Origin of the sequence: Amycolatopsis umgeniensis, assembly GCF_014205155.1 — a bacterium.
GTDB lineage: Bacteria > Actinomycetota > Actinomycetes > Mycobacteriales > Pseudonocardiaceae > Amycolatopsis > Amycolatopsis umgeniensis.
Genome location: NZ_JACHMX010000001.1, coordinates 1,310,650 through 1,330,076, shown reverse-complemented (window position 1 = coordinate 1,330,076; position 19,427 = coordinate 1,310,650). Strand labels below are relative to the sequence as shown.

Here is a 19,427-nt window from a genome sequence, read left to right as displayed (position 1 = left end):
TGTTGCGGAACTGAAGATGGGGCAGGGAATGAAGGTGCGCGGCGAAAGCCGGGCCGCCGTCCGGCTGCTGGTGGGCGCACTGGGGCGAAACCGGGGCAGGGTGCTGGCCGCGGTCGCCGGGGGAACGCTCTTCCAGTTGGCGACGGTGGTGTTCCCGCTGTGCGTCGAGTACGCGATCGACGACGGCATCAACGCCGGGAACCAGTCGGCGACGCTCGGCTGGGCGCTGGCCGTCGTGGGCGCGGCGATCCTGCTGGTCGCCGGGCTCGCGTTGATGCAGTGGCAGATCACCCTCGCGGCGGTGTCGGCGTCGAACGACCTGCGCGGCAGGCTGCTCGACCAGGCCCTGCTGCTCGACCGGCGGGATCGCGCGCGCTTCGGTCGCGGCGACCTCGCGATCCGGGGAACGCGCGACGTCGACTTCGTGCACAACTGGCTGGCGGGTTCCGCCTCGATGGTGACCGGTATCGCCGGGTTCGCCGTCATCCTCGTCCTCATCGGCAGGCTCGACCCGTCGCTCGCCGTGGTCGGGCTGGCCACGGTCCCGGCGCTGGTCGTACTGAACATCGTGCTGCCCAAACGGTTCGCGGCCGCCAACGACCGGCTCGCCGCCGCGCACGGCGCCCGCGCGGACACGGTCGAGGAACTGCTCACGGCCAGTGTCGCGATCCGCGGTATCGGCGGCGACGGGCCGCTGCTGGAGCGGCACGCCGAGCACAGCAGGACGGTCACCGTCGAGACCATGTCGACCGCCAAGGTGGCCGCCAGCTGGGCCGCGACCGGTCCCTTCGTTCCCGGTGTGGCGACGGCGATCGGCCTGCTCGTCGGCGGCGGCGCGGTGATCGACGGCTCGCTGACCGTTGGCGGGCTGGTGGCCTTCACGACCTGGATGGCGATGCTGGGCACGTGGATCGGCGTGGTCACTCACCGGTTCACCCAGCTCGGCGAAGCGCTGACGGCGGCGAAGCGGATCAGCGAGGTGCTCGAGACCGTCCCCGGTGTCGCGGACCCGGACGCCGGAGTGCCGCTCCGCCCGCCCGCCGATCTGGTGGCCACCGGGGTCGAGGTGCATTCCGCGCACGGTCGCGTGGTCGGCCCGCTCGATCTCACCGCCCGCCCTGGGGAGTTCGTCGTGGTGACGGGCCCCTTGGGTTCGGGCAAGTCGACGCTGCTGCGGTTGCTCGCGCGGCGAGACGATCCCGATGCCGGCACGGTCGTTTTCGGAGACGTCGATCTGCGCCGGGCGGCGCTGCGGGAGGTCCGCGAGCGGCTGGTGTTCGTGCCGCAGCGGCCCGATCTGATCTCCGGGACGATCCGCGAGAACCTGCTGCTGGGCCGTCCGGAACTCACGGAGGAAGACATGCGGGCGGCGTGCGCCGCGGCGGCCATCGACGAGCACGTTTCCGGGCTGCCCAACGGTTATGACACCGAGACGGGGGAAGGCGGGGCGACCCTGTCCGGCGGGCAGCTGCAACGCCTCGCCCTGGCGCAGGCCCTGTTGCACGGCGCCGACGTCCTGCTGCTCGACGACATCACCTCGGCGGTCGACGCCGGAACCGAACAGAGTGTCCTCAACGGACTGAGGGCCTGGCTCGACGAGGCGGGGCGAGTGCGGACGATCGTTTTCGCCAGCCACCGGGCCGCGGTGGTGGACGCCGCGGACCGCGTCGTCGCCCTGCCGGTGCGGGAGGTGGCTCGGCGTGCCTGAAGCCATCGTCCTGAGCGAGCGGCCCGAACAGAAAGGCGTGCTCCGGCGTGCCTGGCCGTTCCTGAAACCGCACCGCGCGATCCTTTCCCTCGCGATCGGCCTCGGCACCGCCGCGACACTGGCGCTGACCCTGATCCCGTCGGTGGTCGGCTGGGCCGTCGAGCGGGTGGCGCAAAAGGACCTCGCGGGCCTGTACACGGCGGCGGGCGTCTTCGCCGCGCTCGTCCTGGCCCGGCTGATTCTCTTGCGCACCGGGGAAATCTGGCTCGCGAGGGCGGGGGAACGCGTCGTGGCGTCACTGCGCGACCTCGTCGTGTCCCGGCTCGCGACGGCGCCGTTGCGGTTCCTCGAGACGCAGCGGTCCGGTGATCTGCTCCGCCGCAGCACCGCGGAGATCGCCGATCTCGCGTCCTTCGTCCGCGCGGATCTCCCGGACCTGCTGTCGGTCACCGGCTACCTGATCTTCACCACGGTCCTTTTGCTGCTCTACTCGTGGCAGCTCACCCTGGTCGTGGTGCTGGTGTTCATCCCGCTGTCGGTGCTGATCATGCGGTGGTTCCAGCGCGGGGCCACGACGGCCTTCGCGGCGGAGGCCGCGGCGCAGGGTGCCGTCGCGGCGACCTACCGCGAGGGCATCCAGGCCCGCGAGCTGCTCACCTCCCGCGGCGCCGAGCAGCAGTGGCGCGACCGGTTCGACCGCGACAAGGAAACATTGCGGCGCACCACCCTGCGGTCCGAGTTCGTCGTGCTGCGCACCGGCGGCGTGACCTTGGCGCAGGCCCTGGCGGACGCCACGATCCTCGTCGTGGGCGGCGGTCTCGTCCTCGCGTGGGGTATGCCGCTGAGCACGGTCGCGGTGTTCGTGGTGGCGATGCGGCAACTGTTCGACTCCACCAACCAGCTGACGAACCTGATCGGCCAGTTGCAGACGTCCAGGGTCGGCCTCGCCCGGCTGCTGAACCTGCTCGACACCACCGAGCGCCCGCCGCGCACCGGCAACGGCACGGTGCTCCCCGAACGCGGGACGCTGGAGGCCTCCGGACTGCGGTTCTCCTACGTGGACGGGATTTCCGTGCTCAACGACGTGTCGTGCACGTTCCCGCCGGGAGCGCGCACGGGCCTGGTGGGGCCGACCGGATCCGGGAAGACCACGCTGGCCAAGATCCTCGCCGGGCTGTATCCCACGGACGGCGGAACCGTGCGCTACAGCGGCATCCCGCTCGACGAGATCGCCCCCGACGAACTGCGCAGCCGCATCATGCTGGTCCCGCAACGGGTTCACGTCGTCACCGGCACGCTGCGGGAGAACTTCCGCCTGGTGCCGGAGCCGCCGCCGGACGACCGGATCGATTGGGCGCTGGAGCGGCTGGGCCTGCGGGAGTGGGTGGCCCGGCTGCCGGAAGGGCTGGACACGCCGGTCAGCGCCGCCGCGGACACGTTGTCCGCCGGGGAACGGCAGCTGATCGGCCTGGTCCGCGCCGCGCTGGTGGACCCTGCCGTGCTGATCCTCGACGAGGCCACCGCCGACGTCGACCCGGAGACCGGTGACCGGATCGAACGCGCGCTCGACCGGCTGCACGCGGACCGGTCGCTGATCATCATCGCGCACCGGCAGTCCACGATCGACCGGTTGCCGCGCGCCGTCCGGCTGGACGCGGGCCGCGTGACGGTGGGTGGCTGATGGCCGTCGTCTCGCCGCCCCGGCCGGAACCGGTCGCCCGGCCGAAGGTCAACGTCGCCCGCGGCGCGGGGCTCGTCGCGGGCCTGGCGCTCATCGGCGTGGCCGTGATCGTCAGTGTCGCGGTCGGCGCCAAGGATCTCCCGATCGGCGTGGTGTGGGACGCGCTGTTCCACTTCGACGGTTCCTACGACGCGAACCTGGTCTGGGATCAGCGGATCCCGCGAACGCTGCTCGGCGTCCTGGTCGGCGCCGCGCTGGGCACGGCGGGCGCGCTGATGCAGGCGGTGACCCGGAACCCGCTGGCCGATCCCGGGCTGCTGGGCATCGAATCCGGCGCCTCCGCGGCCGTCGTGGTCGCCATCGCCGTCTTCGGCGTCACCTCGCTCACCGGCTACGTGTGGTTCGCCCTCGTCGGCGCGGCCATCGCGAGCGTGGTCGTCTACCTGCTCGGCTCCACCGGCCGCGGCCGGGCGAATCCGGTCCGGCTCGCGCTGGCGGGCACCGTGGTCACCGCCGTGCTGACCGGGATCATCTCGGCGTTCACCACGATGAACGCGCGGACGACGCAGTCGATGCGGTTCTGGACGATCGGTTCGCTGATCAACCGCGGCTACGACGTGCTGTTCGACGTCCTGCCGTTCCTGGTCGCAGGCGCGGTGATCAGCCTGCTGCTCACCCGCTCGCTGAACGCACTGGCACTGGGCGACCAGGTCGGCCGCGCGCTCGGCGCGCATCTCGGCCGCACGCGGCTCTTGAGCGTGATCGCGATCGTGCTGCTGTGCGGCGGGGCGACGGCGGCCGCCGGGCCGATCGGGTTCGTCGGTCTCGCGATCCCGCACGCGGTCCGCGCGGTGGTCGGCCCCGACTACCGCTGGGTCGTCCCGTACTCCATGGTTTCGGCACCGCTGCTGGTACTCGGGGCGGACGTCCTCGGCCGGGTCGTGCTGCCGACCGGCGAACTGGAGGCGGGGGCCGTCACCGCGGTGATCGGCGCGCCGGTGTTCATCTACCTGGTCCGCCGGAAACGGCTGGGGGAACTGTGACCGTCACTTCCAGTACACAGTGGACGGTCCGGAGCAGGAGCGGCCGGATCTCGGTGCGGCTGCACCGCCGGACCGTCTGGGTCGCGGTCGTGCTGGTGGTCCTCTGCTGCGCGGTGGTACTGGCCAGCCTGCTTTCCGGCAACTACCCGATCACCATGCCCGACGTCTTCCGCGCCCTCGGCGGGCACGGAACGCTGCAGCAGCGGTACTTCGTGAACGACGTCCGGTTGCCGCGGGTGCTGGTCGCCTTGCTCGTCGGGGCCGCGCTGGCGGTGAGCGGGGCGATCTTCCAGAGCCTTTCGGCCAACCCGCTGGGCAGCCCGGACATCGTCGGCTTCAACAACGGGGCCGCGGCGGGCGCACTGGTGTCCATCCTCCTGTTGAAGGATTCCAGCCTGGCGTCCACCGGTGTCGGCGCGATCGCCGGCGGTGGCGCCGTGGCGGTGCTGATCTATCTGCTGTCCTATCGCGGCGGTGTGCGCGGGTACCGGCTGATCCTGGTCGGGGTCGGCGTGAGCGCGCTGCTGAGCGCGGGAATCGCGTACCTGCTCAGCCGGGCCAACCTGAACGAGATGCTCAACGCGCAGATCTGGCTGGTCGGCAGTCTCAACGGGCGGTCGTGGGAGCACGTGTGGATCCTGCTGGCGGTGCTGGTCGTGGTGCTGCCGTCGGCCTTCCTGCTGAGCAAACCGCTGCTGACGCTGGAACTCGGCCCGGATTCGGCCACCTCGCTCGGTTTGCCGGTGGGGGCGGTGCGCCGCCGGGCGATCACGGTTTCGGTGGTGCTGAGCGCCGCCGCGATCGTCTGCGCGGGCCCGATCTCGTTCGTCGCGCTGGCGGCTCCACAGGTCGCGAAACGGCTCGCTCGCTCGGTCGGTCCCTCGTTGTCCATTTCCGCGTTGTCCGGTGGTTTCTTGCTGGCCTTCGCGGATTTGGTCGCCCAGCGACTGATTCCGGGTTCCCAGTTGCCGGTCGGGGTGACCACTTTGGTGCTCGGCGGGCTGTATCTCGGCTGGTTGCTGTCCGGCGAGATGCGCCGCGGCCGCGCCTGAGCGGAAATGCCGCCACCGTCACGTTTTCGGCCTATGGCCATGGGTAAATCATTAGGCTAGCCTTCCCTAAGTTTGCTGAGGGAGCTGTGTGATGACGAATCCGTTCGACAACGAAGACGGCCGCTTTCTGGTGCTGGTCAACGACGAGAACCAGCACTCGCTCTGGCCCTCGTTCGCCGAGGTGCCCGACGGCTGGACGGTGGCGAAGGCCGAGGCCTCCAGACAGGAGTGCCTGGACTACGTCGAGGCGACGTGGACCGATCTGAGGCCCAAGAGCCTCATCGAGGCCATGGCGGCGGCAGAGGCCGACAGGTCGTGAGCGACGGCGAAGGCGTCGACCGCCGGGGTTTTCTGCTCAAGGCGGGTTTCGCGGGCGCGCTGGCGCTGGGGATCGGGTCGGCGACGATCCAGTCCATGCCCGGCCGTGAACGCGGCCCGGTCACGATCGATCCTCGCGCGTACGCCCGGCCCCGGGCGCAAGGCGATCCGGTCGGCCAAGTGCGCCCGGTGGCCGCCACGACGCCGCGGCCGGGCACGCCGTTCCGGGGGACGGTCACCCAGCTGACGCCGTTCCGGGATCCGTTGCCCACCATGGCGACGGCGAGGGGCGATCGGGGCGGCGGCGTCGACAACCTGACGATCCGCATGCGGCCCAACGTCGTCCGGCTGCACTCGCAGCTCCCGCCGACGAAGATCTGGGGCTTCGACGGCCGGTTCCCCGGGCCGATCATCGAAGCCCGGCGCGGGAAACCGTTGCGGGTCACCTGGACCAACGAGCTCACCGGTCCGTATCCGTTGCCGGTGGTGGAGATCCTGTTCGACGAGAACGCCGATCCCTACCAGTGGGACGTTCCCGGCCGTGAGGGTGTCGCGCCGCGGGCGGACGTCGCCGCGCTGCCCGGCTGGACGTCGGTCCACCTGCACGGCCACTTCAGTGACGGCGGCAGTGACGGCTGGGCGGAGGACGCGGTCCTCGCGGGCCGTAGCCAGCTGGTGGAGTACCGCAACGACCAGCCGGCGACCACGCTCTGGTACCACGACCACGCCATGCACATCACGCGCTGGAACGTGATGTCCGGCCTGCTCGGGATGTACCTCCTCCGCGACGACGAAGAGGCCTCGCTGCGCCTGCCGTCCGGGGACCGCGAAGTGCCGCTGCTGATCTGCGACCGGAACTTCGACACCGACGACAAGAACCGCCTCACCGGCACGATGCTGCACAAGACCACCGTGATGAGCACGGACCCGCTGCGGCAGGTGCGTTCGTTCGCCGGGCCGTACACGCTGGTGAACGGGACGATCTGGCCGTTCAAGGACGTGGAGCCGGACTGGTACCGCTTCCGCATGGCCAACGCGTCCAACACGCGGCCGTACGTGGTGCAGGCGGTGACCGAGGACGGGAAACCCTTACCGCCCAACACGATCTTCGTGATCGGCTCCGACGCGGGACTGCTCGGCGCGCCGGTGGACGTCGCGGGCGGCTTCAGCCTGGCGGCGTCCGAACGGGCCGACGTCCTGATCGACTTCCGCGCGCTCGCCGGCAAGAAGGTGCTGCTGCGCAACATCGACTACGACCCAGGGCCGTGGCCGGACTTCCTGCAGTTCCGGGTCGCGCAGCGGGGCAGGCAGAGCGGCTTCCGCCTGCCAAGGACGCTGGCGAAGTCGTTCACCCGCGTCACCGAAAAGCAGCCCGTCGAGGCCGAGCGCATGGTCATGCTGACCCCGGTCGGCGTCTCGCACGCCCGGCTGTGGGAGATGCGGAAGGTCGAGGCGCCGCCGGGGCCGTTCCCCATCGACGGCATCGTGCAGCTCAAGGAACAGGACGGTTCGGTCACCACCTGGAAGCGCATGGCCTACCAGTGGACCGATCCCACGCAGTACACCGTCAAGGCGGGTTCGTGGGAGCGCTGGCGGTTCGTCAACCTCGACTGGTCCGGCTGGCCGCATCCGATGCACGTCCACGTCTGCGCGTTCCAGCCGGTGAAACGCGGCTTCTACAACATCGACGGCTTCCAGTTCATCGATCTTCCCGGTGGCGGCGTCGGCGGCGGCACCACGACACCGGTCTTCTGGGAGAGAAGCGAACCGGTGGCGCCCGACCAGGCGGGTTGGAAGGACGTCGTCAACGTGGCCGCGGGCGAGTCGGTCGACGTCGTCGCCAAGTTCGCCGACGTGACCGGCAAGTTCGTCTACCACTGCCACATGCTCGAACACGAGGACATGAGCATGATGCGGCCGTTCTTGGTGCAGCCGAAAGAGGTCATCGCGATCGCGAAGTCGATGGCCCACGAGCTGCCACCGACGGCAGGCGGCGGGCACGGGCACTAGTGGTCGGCGTGGTCGTGGGTGTCGTGTTCGGGCGGGATGGGCGTTCACGCGTGATCGGGCGGCGATCACGTGTGATCAGAGACGGATCTCTTGTGATTGGGCGGCGATCACGATGTTCGGCTTCTGATCACGCGAGATCCGTCTCCAATCACGCGAGTTACGCCTTCGCTCACCTGGGGTTCAGACACGACGCCACGATCGCCTGCCCCTCACCATGCAGAGGAAGGAACAACTGTGTCATCGGCGCACGATGACGTCCGCAGCCCGCTGACCGCGGCACAGCAGGGCGTCTGGTTCGGGCAGCGTCTCGATCAGTCCAGTCCGGCGTACAACACCGGTGAATACCTGGAGATCCGGGGCGAAATCGACGTCTCCGCCTTCCAGGAGGCGGTACACCGGACGCTCGCCGAGGCCGACGGCCTGTCCGTCCTTTTCGGACACGACGAGTCGGGGCCCTGGCGCAAGCCGGGTGTCACGCCGGTGCTGCGGATCGTGGACATCGACACCGATCCGGTTCCTTCGATGCGCGCGGAACTCGCCATCGCGCGGGATCCCGCGTCGGGCCCGCTGGTGACGCAGATCCTCTACCGGCGGGCGCAGGACCACTTCACCTGGTTCTTCGCCTGCCATCACATCCTGCTCGACGGCTATGGTTTCGGGCTGGTCCAGCGGCGCGTGGCGGCGATCTACACCGCCCTCGTCGCGGGCGGGCCTGTCGGTGACAGCCCGTTCAAACCGGTGTCGGCTCTCCTCGCCGACGAGGCGGCGTACCGGGAGTCCGAAAAGTTCGAGCGTGATCGCGCGTTCTGGCTGGACAGGCTGGCGGATCTGCCCGAGGTCGTCTCCCCGGCTGCCCCGGTCCCGGCGTCGCACCATTTCCTGCGCGAGAGCACCCGGCTCGACGCGGCCGGTTTCGCAGCGCTTTCCGTGCTGGCCAAACGGCTCGGCACCGGCTGGACCGAACTGGTCATCGCGGCGACCGGGCTCTACCTGCACCGGGTCACCGGCGCCCCCGAGATCGTCCTCGGCCTGCCTGTCATGGGCCGTCTCGGTCCGGCTGCGCGGATCCCGGCGACCACGGTCAACGTCGTCCCGCTGCGGATCCCGGTCACCGCGTCCACCACGGTGGAAGAACTGGTCAAGACCGTGACCGCGGAACTGAAGCTGACCCGCCCGCACCACCGGTACCGCGGCGAGGACCTGCGCCGCGACCTCGGCAGGCTCGGCTCGAGGCGGCTGGTCGGGCCGTGGATCAACATCAAACCGTTCGCCACCGGCCTCTCCTTCGGCGGCGTGCCCGCCACCACGCACTACCTGGCCGCCGGACCGGTCGACGACCTGACCTTCACCGTGCAGGGCCTGCCGGGTGACGGCGGGATCGAACTCGACGTCGACGCCAACCCGGCCGCCTACAGCGCGGACGACGTGAAGGACCACGCCCGGCGCTTCGCCGGTGTGCTGAAGGCCTTGGCCTCGGCCGAGCCGGACCTCCCGGCGAGCCGGTTCGACGTGACAGGCGCCGACGAGCGGTCCCGCGTCCTCGCGCTCGGCCGCTCGGAGACGACCGCGCACGATCAGGCCGACGTCTTGAGCGCGGTGCCCGATGGCGACGGGATCGCCCTCCAGGACGCGAGATCCCGGCTGTCGTATAACGACGTACATGGCCGGTCCGGGAGGCTCGCCGCCCGCCTCGTCGCGGAGGGCGTCCGGCCGGGGGACCTGGTCGCCGTCGCGCTGCCGCGGGGCGTCGATCTCGTCGTGACGCTGCTGGCGGTGCTCAAGGCCGGTGCCGCCTACCTCCCGGTGGATCCCGATTTCCCCGCCGAACGCGTGGAATTCATGCTCGCGGACGCCGCCCCGGCGCTGGTGGTCGATCCCGCCTGGCTCTCCGGTGGCCTGCCCGTCGATCCGGTGCCGCTACCGGAGCCGCCGCTCGACGCGCCCGCCTACGTGCTCTACACCTCCGGCTCGACCGGACGTCCCAAGGGTGTCGTCGTCACCCGGCGCAATCTGGCGAACCTCCTCGCCTCCTTGCGCGAACGGTTCGCCTTCCGCGCCACCGATCGGTTCCTGGCCGTCACGACGGTCAGCTTCGACATCGCCGCCCTCGAACTGTTCCTGCCCCTGCTCGACGGCGCGACGATCGTGCTCGCGGGTCGCGAGGACACGCGGGATCCGGCCCGGTTGAGCGCTTTGCTCGGCAGGGAACGCATCACCGCGATGCAGGCGACGCCGTCGTTGTGGCAGGCGCTGGCCGAATCCGCGCCGCTCGCCCTGCGCGGTGTCCGCGCGCTGGTCGGCGGCGAGGCGCTGCCGCCGTCGCTGGCCCGCACGCTGAGCGCGACGACCGCGGGCGTGACCAACGTCTACGGGCCGACCGAGACGACGATCTGGTCCACCGCGCACGAAATCGACCTGGCGGGCGCCGACCGGCCGCTGATCGGGCGCCCCCTGCACAACACCCACGCCTACGTCCTCGACGCCGCTCTCCGGCCGGTCCCGCCCGGCGCGACGGGTGAGCTCTATCTGGCGGGCTCCGGGGTCGCGCTGGGCTACCTGGGCAGACCCGGGCTGACCGCCTCGCGGTTCGTCGCGAACCCTTTCGGCGGCGGCCGGATGTACCGCACGGGCGACCTCGCGCGCTGGACCGAAACCGGTGATCTCGACTGCCTGGGCCGGACCGACCACCAGGTCAAGGTCCGGGGCTTCCGGGTCGAACTCGGCGAGGTCGAAGCCGTGCTCGGACAGGCGCCCGGCGTCGGGCCCTGCGCTGTCGTGGCCGCCGGCGCCGGGCTCGCCGGGTACTACGTGCCCAGCGGCGACACCGGTGACCTGCGCGCGGAACTGGCGCGGCGGCTCCCGGACTACATGGTGCCGGGCCTGCTCGTGCCGGTGGACGTACTTCCGTTGACCCCCAACGGAAAAGTCGACCGGCTGGCGCTGGCGAACCGGACCCACACCGGATCCGGTGAGGCCGTCACAGACCCCCGTCTCGCCCGGCTTTGCGGAGCGTTCGCCGACGTCCTCGGCGTCCCGGGGTTCGGCCCCGGCGACGACTTCTTCCGGTTCGGCGGGCATTCCCTGCTCGCCATGCGGCTGAGTGCCCGCCTCGGCGCGGAATTCGGCGTGGACGTCCCCATCGCCGCGGTGTTCGACGCCCCGACGCCCGCCGCGCTGATCCACGGTCTCGACGACCTCGCCCCGGCGAGGCCGGACGTCCCGGTGGCCGCCCGGCCCGAGCGGCTGCCGCTTTCCGCGGGGCAGCGCCGGATGTGGCTGCTCCAGGCCCTCGCCGGGCCCGACAGCGCCGCCTACAACCTGCCGCTGAGTCTGCGCCTGCGCGGCCCGCTCGATCGCCGGGCGCTGGTCGCGGCCCTCGACGACGTGATCGCCAGGCACGAACCGCTGCGCACCGTGTATCACGACGACGGAACCGAGCCGTGGCAACAGATCCTGCCGCCGTCACCGGCTGTCTGCGAGGCGCTGGAAGCCACCGTGGACGAACTGCCGTCGGTGATCGCCGGGCACAGCCGTCGTCCGTTCGCCCTCGACGCCGAGCCGCCGGTCCGCGCGGCACTGATCGTCCTCGGTGCCGAAGACCACGCGCTGGTGCTGACCACGCACCACATCGCCACGGACGAATGGTCGCTGCGACCGCTGATCGCCGACCTCGAAACCGCGTACACCGCTCGCGCGGCCGGTCACGCTCCACAGTGGACTCCGCTGGTGGTGCAGTACGCGGACTACACTTTGTGGCAGCGGGATCTTCCCGTCTCGGCCGACCTGGACTTCTGGGCGGCGGAGCTGGACGGCCTGCCCGAAGACCTGCCGGTCCCCAGTGGACGGACGCGGCCGGGTAACCCGAGCGGCCTCGGTCTGGTGCTGGACCTGGACCTGGCGGACGGCCTGCACGGACGGATCCGGGAACTCGCGGCCGAAACCGGGACCAGTGTGTTCATGGTCCTGCACGCGGCGCTGGCGACCGTGCTGTCGCGGTGCGGCGCGGGGACGGACATCCCGATCGGTGTCCCGGTGGCGGGCAGGCCCGCCGAAACACTGGATCCGCTGGTCGGATTCTTCGTGAACACCGTGGTGCTGCGCACGGATCTGTCCGGGCAGCCGACGTTCCGCGAGTTGCTGGCCCGTGTCCGCCGGACCGGCCTGGCCGCGCTCGCCCACGACGGCGTGCCGTTCGACCAGGTCGTCGACAGGGTGGCGCCGCCGCGCGCACCGGGCAGGCATCCGCTCTTCCAGGTGCTGTTCGCCTATCGGAACACTCCGGACGGCGACGGCGGGTTCGCCGGGCTCGACGCCGGGATGGACCTGATCCCGACCGGCACGGCCAAATTCGACCTCACCCTCAACGTCACCGAGACCGGCGACGGGCTCGACGGGTTCCTCGAGTTCGCGCAGGATCTGTTCGACGCCGACGAGGCCGCCCTGTTCACCGGCCGGTTCGTCCAGGTCCTCGGCGACCTGGTCGCCTCGGCCGACGAGCCCGTCGCGGACGTGCCGGTCCTGCTGCCCGCGGAACTGGCCCGGCCGGACACCGCGCACGACGTCCCAGCCGTGACGCTGACGGCGCTGCTGGAACGGGCCTTCACCGACCACGCCGACCGCGAAGCGCTGGTGTTCCAGGGAAACCGGCTGACCTACCGGGAGCTGGACGAGCGCAGCGCGCGGCTCGCCGCCGGGCTGCGGGACCGCGGGGCGGGCCCCGAATCGATCGTCGCGGTGATCCTGCCGCGTTCGGCCGATCTGGTCGTCGCCCTCGTCGGCGTCCTGCGTGCCGGGGCGGCCTACCTGCCGGTCGATCCGGAACTGCCGGACGAGCGCGTCCGCGAACTGCTCGCCGACGCGGCGCCGGACGCGGTCGTCACGGCGGGCGACCTGCCCGACGGCGACGGGTTCACGTCCGCCGTCATCGGCGAGGGCAACGCCGCCTACCTGATCTACACGTCCGGCTCCACCGGCAGGCCCAAGGGCGTGCTGGTGGAGCACCGCGCCATCGTCAACCGGCTGCTGTGGATGGCGGACCGCTACGGCTTCGACGCGGGCGACAGGGTCCTTCAGAAGACCCCGGCGACCTTCGACGTCTCGGTGTGGGAGTTCTTCCTCCCGCTGATCACCGGGGCCACGCTGGTCGTCGCGGAACCGGGCGACCACCGCGATCCCGATCGTCTCGCCGCGCTGATCGAGGTGGAACGGGTGACGACCGTCCACTTCGTCCCGTCGATGCTGGCGGCGTTCGTCGCGGCCGGGGTGCCGCACGATCTGGGTTCAGTGCGCCGCGTGGTGTGCAGCGGCGAGGAACTGCCCGCCGATCTGGTCACCAAGGCGAGGGCGGTCTTCCGTGCCCCGCTGCACAACCTCTACGGCCCGACCGAAGCCGCGGTGGACGTCACCGAATGGGACACCGCCGACGGCGAGACGCCGGTGCCCATCGGTGTCCCGGTCTGGAACACCGATCTGCTCGTGCTCGACGCGCGGCTGAACGCGGTCCCGGCCGGGGTGCCGGGCGAGCTGTACCTGGCCGGAGTCCAGCTGGCGCGTGGTTACCGCGACCGGCCGGCCCTCACCGCCGAACGCTTCGTGGCCTGCCCGTCCGGCGGCCGCATGTACCGGACCGGCGACCTCGTGCGGCGCCGTCCCGACGGCGCGCTCGTCTACCTCGGCCGCACCGACCATCAGGTCAAGATCCGTGGCCAGCGCATCGAACCGGGCGAGATCGAGGCGCGGCTGGTCGCCCGGCCCGGCGTCGACGGCGCCGTGGTCGTGGTCCGTGACGGCAGGCTCGTCGCCTACTGCGTGCCCGCGACCGTGGATCCGGCTCCGGTGCTCGCCGGACTGGCCGCCGAGCTGCCCGCGGCGATGGTGCCGTCGGCGCTGGTCCCGCTGGCCGCGTTCCCGGTGAACCGCAACGGAAAGCTGGACCGCGCGGCGCTGCCGGAGCCGCCGGGGGAGACCGCGGTGGCCACGATCGCGCCGCGGGACGCGCGGGAAGCCGCCGTCGCCGACGCGTTCGCGGAAGTGCTGCGGCGGAGTGAGATCGGTGCCGACACCGGTTTCTTCACCGCGGGCGGGGACAGCATCAGCGCGATCCACCTGGTCGCGGCGTTGCGCCGGGCCGGGCTGCTCGTCACCCCGCGCGACGTCGTCGAGGCGGGCACCGTGGCCGAACTGGCCACCCGGGTCCGGGAGATCGACGACCGCGCCGTACCCGCCACCGCGGCCGAACGGCTGGGCCCGGTGGCTCCGACCCCGATGCTGCGCTGGCTGCTGGAGCGTGGCGGCCCGATCGACCGGTACAGCCAGGCCACCCTGCTCCGGGTCCCGGCCGGGGCGAAGACCGGCGATCTGGCGCGGCTGCTCACCAGACTCGTGGCCCGGCACGACTTCCTGCGGGCACGGCTGACCGGTGACACGCTGGAGATCCGGTCTCCCCACGAAGCCAGGGTCCCGCTGCGCGCGGTGCTCGCCGAGGCGGATCCTCGGGCCGAACTGGAGCGGGAGATCTCCGCGCTCGACCCCCACGCCGGTGTCGTGTTGCGGGGCGTCCACTTCCTGTCAGGCAGGCTGCTGCTGGTGGCGCACCACCTCGTGGTCGACGCCGTCTCGTGGCCGGTCATCGGCGCCGAGCTCGCCGCGGGCTGGGCGGGGGAGCCGGCGCGGCCGGGTGAGTTCGTGGCCCGTGACTGGGCGGCGTCCCTGACCGCGGACGAGACGCAGACCTCCTTCTGGGCCGGCATGGCAGCCGGGACCAGTGTCGATCTGGCCACCGGCACCGTCGGCGACCTTCGGCATGTCGTCACCGAGCTGCCCGACGGGCTGTCCAGGGCCGTCATCACCGACATCCCGCGCGCGTTCCACACCGGAACCCGCGAGGTCCTTCTCGCCGCACTCGGGCTGGCCGCCCGCGAGGTCTGGGGCGAGCGCGAACTCCGGGCGGATCTCGAAGGGCACGGCCGGGACGGCTTGCGGGCCGCCGATTCCGCTGTCGGCTGGTTCACCAGCCTGTACCCGATCCGGGTGGCTCTCGACGGTACGCCCGAGCAGATCCTCAAGCGGGTCAAGGAAACCCTCGCCGCGGTTCCGAATGGTGGCACGGGTTACGGTCCGTTGCGCGACCGCGTCCCCGGCGCGCCGCGGCCGTTCCTGGTCAACCACCTCGGCCGGGTCCTCCGGGACGAGCGGGACTTCACCCCCGTGGACGGTCTCGGTTTCCTGGCGGGCGGCGCCGATCCGGAGCTGGCCGCGTCCCATCCGGTCGAAGTGTCCACTGTGGTCGAAGACGGTGTGCTCAAGGCACGCTGGTCGTCCGGTGAGCCCGTCGACGCTCTGCTGGAAGCGTGGCACCGCGCGATCACCGCGCTGACCGAAGGCGGCGGCCATACGCCGTCCGACTTCCCGCTGGTCGCGCTCACGCAGTCCGAAGTGGACGAACTCGGCGACGTCGAGGACGTCCTGCCGATCACTCCGCTCCAAGCCGGTCTGCTGGCCCAGGACGCCGAGACCGACGTTTACACCGTGCTCCTGTCGTTCGACCTCGCCGGGGAGCTCGCCACCGCCAGACTGCGCGCGTGCGCCGAGCAGCTGATGCGACGGAACTCCGCGCTGCGCGTGGAATTCCGGCTGCGGGCCGACGGCGACCCCGTCCAGGTGGTCCTGCCCGAACCCGCGTTGGCGTGGGAAGAAGGAGTGCTCACCGAGGAGGCCGTCGAGCGGTTCCGCCGTGCCCGGTTCGACCTGTCCCAGGCGCCGCTGATCCGGTTCGCCCTGTTGCGAGGCGGCCCGGGGCATCACCGCCTGCTCATCTGTCACCATCACATCCTGCTGGACGGCTGGTCCTCCCTGGCGCTGGCACGAGAACTGCTCGCCACGTACGGCGGGGCCGAGGCGCCGGTGCGGCGCCCGCACCGCGATCAACTGCATTGGCTGTCCACAGTGGACAAGGAAGCGGATCGCGCCGCTTGGGCCGCCGCCCTGGCGGGACTGGACGAGCCGACGCTGCTCGCCCCCGGCTCCGGTGAGCCGTGGTGGCCGGAGCACCTCCACCGTGAACTCGACGCCGAAGTCACCGCGTCGGTGGCGGAGCGCGCCCGAGTCCTCGGCTGCACGGTGAACACCCTGGTCCAGGTGGCTTGGGCGATCCTGCTCGGCAGGCTCACCGGCCGCGCCGACGTCGTGTTCGGCACCACGGTCTCCGGCCGCCCGGCGGAACTGGCGGGCAGCACCGAGATGGCCGGGCTGTTCATCAACACCCTGCCGGTGCGGATCTCGCCGCGTCCGGGCGAAACGGTGGACGCCCTGCTCTCGCGGGTGCGGCGCGAGCAGGCGGAACTGCTGGACCACCACCAGATCGGGCTCGCCGAGATCCAGCGCGAGGCGGGGATCGGCGAGTTGTTCGACACCCTGCTCGTGGTCGAGAACTACCCGGCGGCCACGAGCTGGGACGCGGGCCGGGATCTTCGAGTGACCGGCGGGCCGCCGGTGGACGCCACGCATTACCCGGTCACGCTGATCGTCGCGCCCGAGGAACGGCTGTACGTCGGGCTGAAGTTCCAGCCCGGTTTCGGCGAGCAGGCCGCCGCCGTGCTGCTGGACCGGTTCGTCCGTGTCCTGCTCGACGTCGTGGCCGACGGAACCGCGCCGGTCGGCGGCCTCGGTATCGCCGACGCCGCCGAGCGAGACCTCGTCGTACGCGCCTTCAACGACACCGGGGAGTTCCACAGTGGACGGACTCTCGCCGACGAGTTCCGGGCGCAGGCCCGCCGCACGCCGGACGCGATCGCCGTCACCGACGAGCACACGAGCCTGACCTATGCCGAGCTCGACTCCGCCGCCCGTGGCCTCGCCCTGGCACTCGCCGACCGCGGTGTCGGCGCGGAATCCGTGGTCGCACTGGCGTTGCCGCGTTCGGTGAAGCTGATCGTCGCGATGCTCGCCGTGCACAAGGCGGGCGGCGCCTACCTGCCGATCGACCTCGGGCACCCGCCCGAACGCGTGACGGGCGTCCTCACCGAGGCGTGCCCCGCCCTCGTGCTGACCATGGACACGTTCTACGACGGCTTCGAGCATCTGTCACTGGACGGTTTCGAGCCGTCCGGCGACGCCGAAGTCGCCGTGCGTCCCGGAAACGCGGCGTACGTGATCTACACGTCGGGTTCGACGGGCCGCCCCAAAGGCGTGGTCGTCGAACACGAAAGCGTCGTCGGACTGGTCGAATGGGGTCGCGCCACCTTCGGTGCAGAGGGGCTGTCGCGGGTCCTCGCGGCGACTCCGGTCACCTTCGACGTGTCCGTCTTCGAGATCTTCGCCCCGCTGCTCAGCGGCGGCAGGATCGACGTCGTCCCCGATGTCCTTTCGCTGGCCGACGCGACGGACGGCGATCGGCTGAGCCTGGTCTGCGGGGTGCCGTCGGCCATCGCGGGCGTCTTCGAACAGAACCTGTCCGGACTCGAGGTCGGCACCTTCGCCCTTGCGGGCGAGGCGTTGTCGGCGGATCTGGTGCGCTCCATCCGGACCGCGCTCCCGGACGCGCGCCTGGTCAACATCTACGGTCCGACCGAGGCCACGGTGTACGCGACCAGCTGGCCGGTGGCCGAGGGCGAACGCGTGCTCATCGGCGCGCCGCTGGCCGGATGCCGGTGCTACGTCCTGGACCGCGATCTCAACCCGGTCCCGCCCGGCGTCACGGGTGAGCTGTACCTGGCGGGCGGTCTCGCCCGCGGGTACCTCGGCCGCCCCGGCCTGACGGCGGAACGGTTCGTGGCGAACCCGTTCCACCGCGGCCGGATGTACCGCACGGGCGACCTCGCCCGCTGGACCGAAGACGGGCAGATCGACTACCTCGGCCGCGCCGACCACCAGGTCAAGGTGCGGGGCTTCCGCATCGAACTCGGCGAGATCGAACACGTCCTCGGCGCCGTCCCCGGGATCACCGGTGCCGCCGTGGCGGCCCGTCCGGGCGGACTGACCGGGTACGTCACCGCGTCGTCCACTGTGGACGTGGAACTGCTGCTGGCGCACTGCCGGGACCACCTGCCCTCGTACATGGTGCCGGCCACGATCCTGCCGTTGGCCGAGTTCCCCTTGACCCCCAGCGGAAAGCTCGACCGCGCGGCCCTGCCGGAACCCGGCGCGCGAGCCGAGGTCACGGCGTCCACGAGCGGGAACGCCACCGCGGCGCTGTTCGCGGACATCTTCGCCGAGGTGCTCGACCTGCCGTCGGTGGGCGAGCGGGACCACTTCTTCGGCCTCGGCGGCGACAGCATCCTGTCCCTGCGCGTGGTGGGCAGGGCCAGGGCCGCCGGACTGGCGGTCCGCGCCCGCGACGTCGTCGAACTCGGCACGCCGCTGGCACTGGCCGAACGCGTCGGTACGCTCGTCGAATCCGGGCAGACCGAACCGGAACCGGCCGAGATCGCCCGCACGCCGATCATGGCCTGGGCGGCCGAACGCGGCGGCGACCTCGACCGCTTCGCGCAGTGGCTGCTCCTGACCACACCGGCGGATCTCGACGCCGCGAGCCTCCAGCGCAAGCTCGACGACCTCTTCACCCGGCACCCGGAGCTGGGGAGCAGGCTCACCGAAGACGGACGGCTCGTGCCCGGCGCGACCGGCGCCCCCGCCGTCCGCGTCGTCGAGGACCTGACGGGTGAACGCGAACGCGCACTGTCCGAATTGGACTCCGCGGCCGGTGTCCTGCTGCGCGCGGTCTGGTGCCCGTCGCGGCGGAGGCTCCTGCTGGTGGTCAATCACCTCGTCGTCGACGGTGTCTCCTGGCGCATCCTCATGGAGGACCTCGCGGGCGCGCCCGCCGCGACTGGTGGCAGCTTCGCCCGCTGGGCGCGGGAAGCCACCCGGATCGACGTGGACCCCGCGGCCTGGCGGTCGTTCCTGGACCGTCCGTTCCCGAGTCTCGGCCGTCGTCCCGTCGATCCCTCGACGGATCTGGTCGCCACGGCAGCGAAGTTCGAGGTCGAACTGCCGTGGGCGGGGCTGCCCGACGTCGCGGTCCACGCGCACGGGACCGTGCAGGACGTCCTGCTGGCCGCGCTCGTGACGGCGGCGCGGCAACCGCTGCTGGTGGCCGTGGAGGGCCACGGCCGGGCGGATCTCGGCCCGGACATCTCGCGCACGGTCGGCTGGTTCACCTCGCGGTACCCCGTGCCGCTCGACCAGGGTGCCGATCCCGTCGCCACCCTCAAGGGCGTCAAGTCCGCGCTGCGCGGCCTGCCGGGCGGCGACCTCGCCGGTCTCCAGTACGGCAAGCTGCGTTACCTCGACCGCGTGCCGGGGCTGCCCGAACCCGAGGTTGGGTTCAACTACCTCGGCCGGTTCACCGGCGGCGACGGTGACTGGACACCCGCCGAGCCGATGGGCGGCCACGCCGATCCGGGTACCGCGGTCGCCGCGGCGCTGGAGATCAACGCCGCCGTCGACGGAGACGCCGTCCGCGCGTCCTGGGCCTTCGTCCCGGACGTCCTCGGCGAGGCCGAGGTGCGCGCACTGGCCGATCGTTGGCAGGAAGCCGTCGCGGCACTGGTCGAAGCCGTGCGGGAGCCGTTCCACACGCCGTCGGACTTCCCGCTCGCCGAGCTGACCCAGTCCGA

The 19,427-nt window shown here is 71.5% G+C and carries 6 protein-coding genes and 3 pseudogenes; all 9 read left to right on the top strand.

Annotated elements, in window-relative coordinates; all coding sequences use genetic code 11:
- The first annotated feature begins 16 nt into the window (after positions 1-16).
- A complete protein-coding gene (locus tag HDA45_RS05595) occupies positions 17-1,708 on the top strand; it encodes an ABC transporter ATP-binding protein (protein ID WP_184892492.1) in 1,692 nt (563 codons plus the stop codon).
- On the top strand, positions 1,701-3,389 hold the full coding sequence (locus tag HDA45_RS05590; protein ID WP_184892490.1) for an ATP-binding cassette domain-containing protein: 1,689 nt from the start codon (positions 1,701-1,703) through the stop codon (positions 3,387-3,389). Before HDA45_RS05595 ends, HDA45_RS05590 begins: the two co-directional genes overlap by 8 nt.
- A complete protein-coding gene (locus HDA45_RS05585; protein WP_184892488.1) occupies positions 3,389-4,432 on the top strand; it encodes a FecCD family ABC transporter permease in 1,044 nt (347 codons plus the stop codon). Before HDA45_RS05590 ends, HDA45_RS05585 begins: the two co-directional genes overlap by 1 nt.
- On the top strand, positions 4,429-5,484 hold the full coding sequence (locus tag HDA45_RS05580) for an iron chelate uptake ABC transporter family permease subunit (protein WP_184892486.1): 1,056 nt from the start codon (positions 4,429-4,431) through the stop codon (positions 5,482-5,484). Before HDA45_RS05585 ends, HDA45_RS05580 begins: the two co-directional genes overlap by 4 nt.
- 91 nt (positions 5,485-5,575) lie before the next feature.
- Positions 5,576-5,803 (top strand): MbtH family protein, encoded by a 228-nt coding sequence (locus HDA45_RS05575; RefSeq protein WP_221471024.1) that lies wholly within the window; start codon positions 5,576-5,578, stop codon positions 5,801-5,803.
- On the top strand, positions 5,800-7,812 hold the full coding sequence (locus HDA45_RS05570; protein WP_221471023.1) for a multicopper oxidase domain-containing protein: 2,013 nt from the start codon (positions 5,800-5,802) through the stop codon (positions 7,810-7,812). Before HDA45_RS05575 ends, HDA45_RS05570 begins: the two co-directional genes overlap by 4 nt.
- A 234-nt stretch (positions 7,813-8,046) precedes the next feature.
- Positions 8,047-9,330 (top strand): annotated as a pseudogene (locus HDA45_RS43195) (condensation domain-containing protein); the annotation flags it as partial.
- Positions 9,322-18,177 (top strand): annotated as a pseudogene (locus HDA45_RS43190) (amino acid adenylation domain-containing protein); the annotation flags it as partial. The pseudogenes HDA45_RS43195 and HDA45_RS43190, both read left to right, overlap by 9 nt.
- A gap of 75 nt (positions 18,178-18,252) precedes the next feature.
- Positions 18,253-19,425: pseudogene (locus tag HDA45_RS43185) on the top strand (condensation domain-containing protein); the annotation flags it as partial.
- Positions 19,426-19,427: the final 2 nt, after the last annotated feature.

Bases quoted from the DNA above. Each gene is read 5' to 3' on its own strand.
- HDA45_RS05595 (WP_184892492.1), top strand. From the start codon at position 17: ATGGGGCAGGGAATGAAGGTGCGCGGCGAAAGCCGGGCCGCCGTCCGG.
- HDA45_RS05585 (WP_184892488.1), top strand. From the start codon at position 3,389: ATGGCCGTCGTCTCGCCGCCCCGGCCGGAACCGGTCGCCCGGCCGAAG.
- HDA45_RS05575 (WP_221471024.1), top strand. From the start codon at position 5,576: ATGACGAATCCGTTCGACAACGAAGACGGCCGCTTTCTGGTGCTGGTC.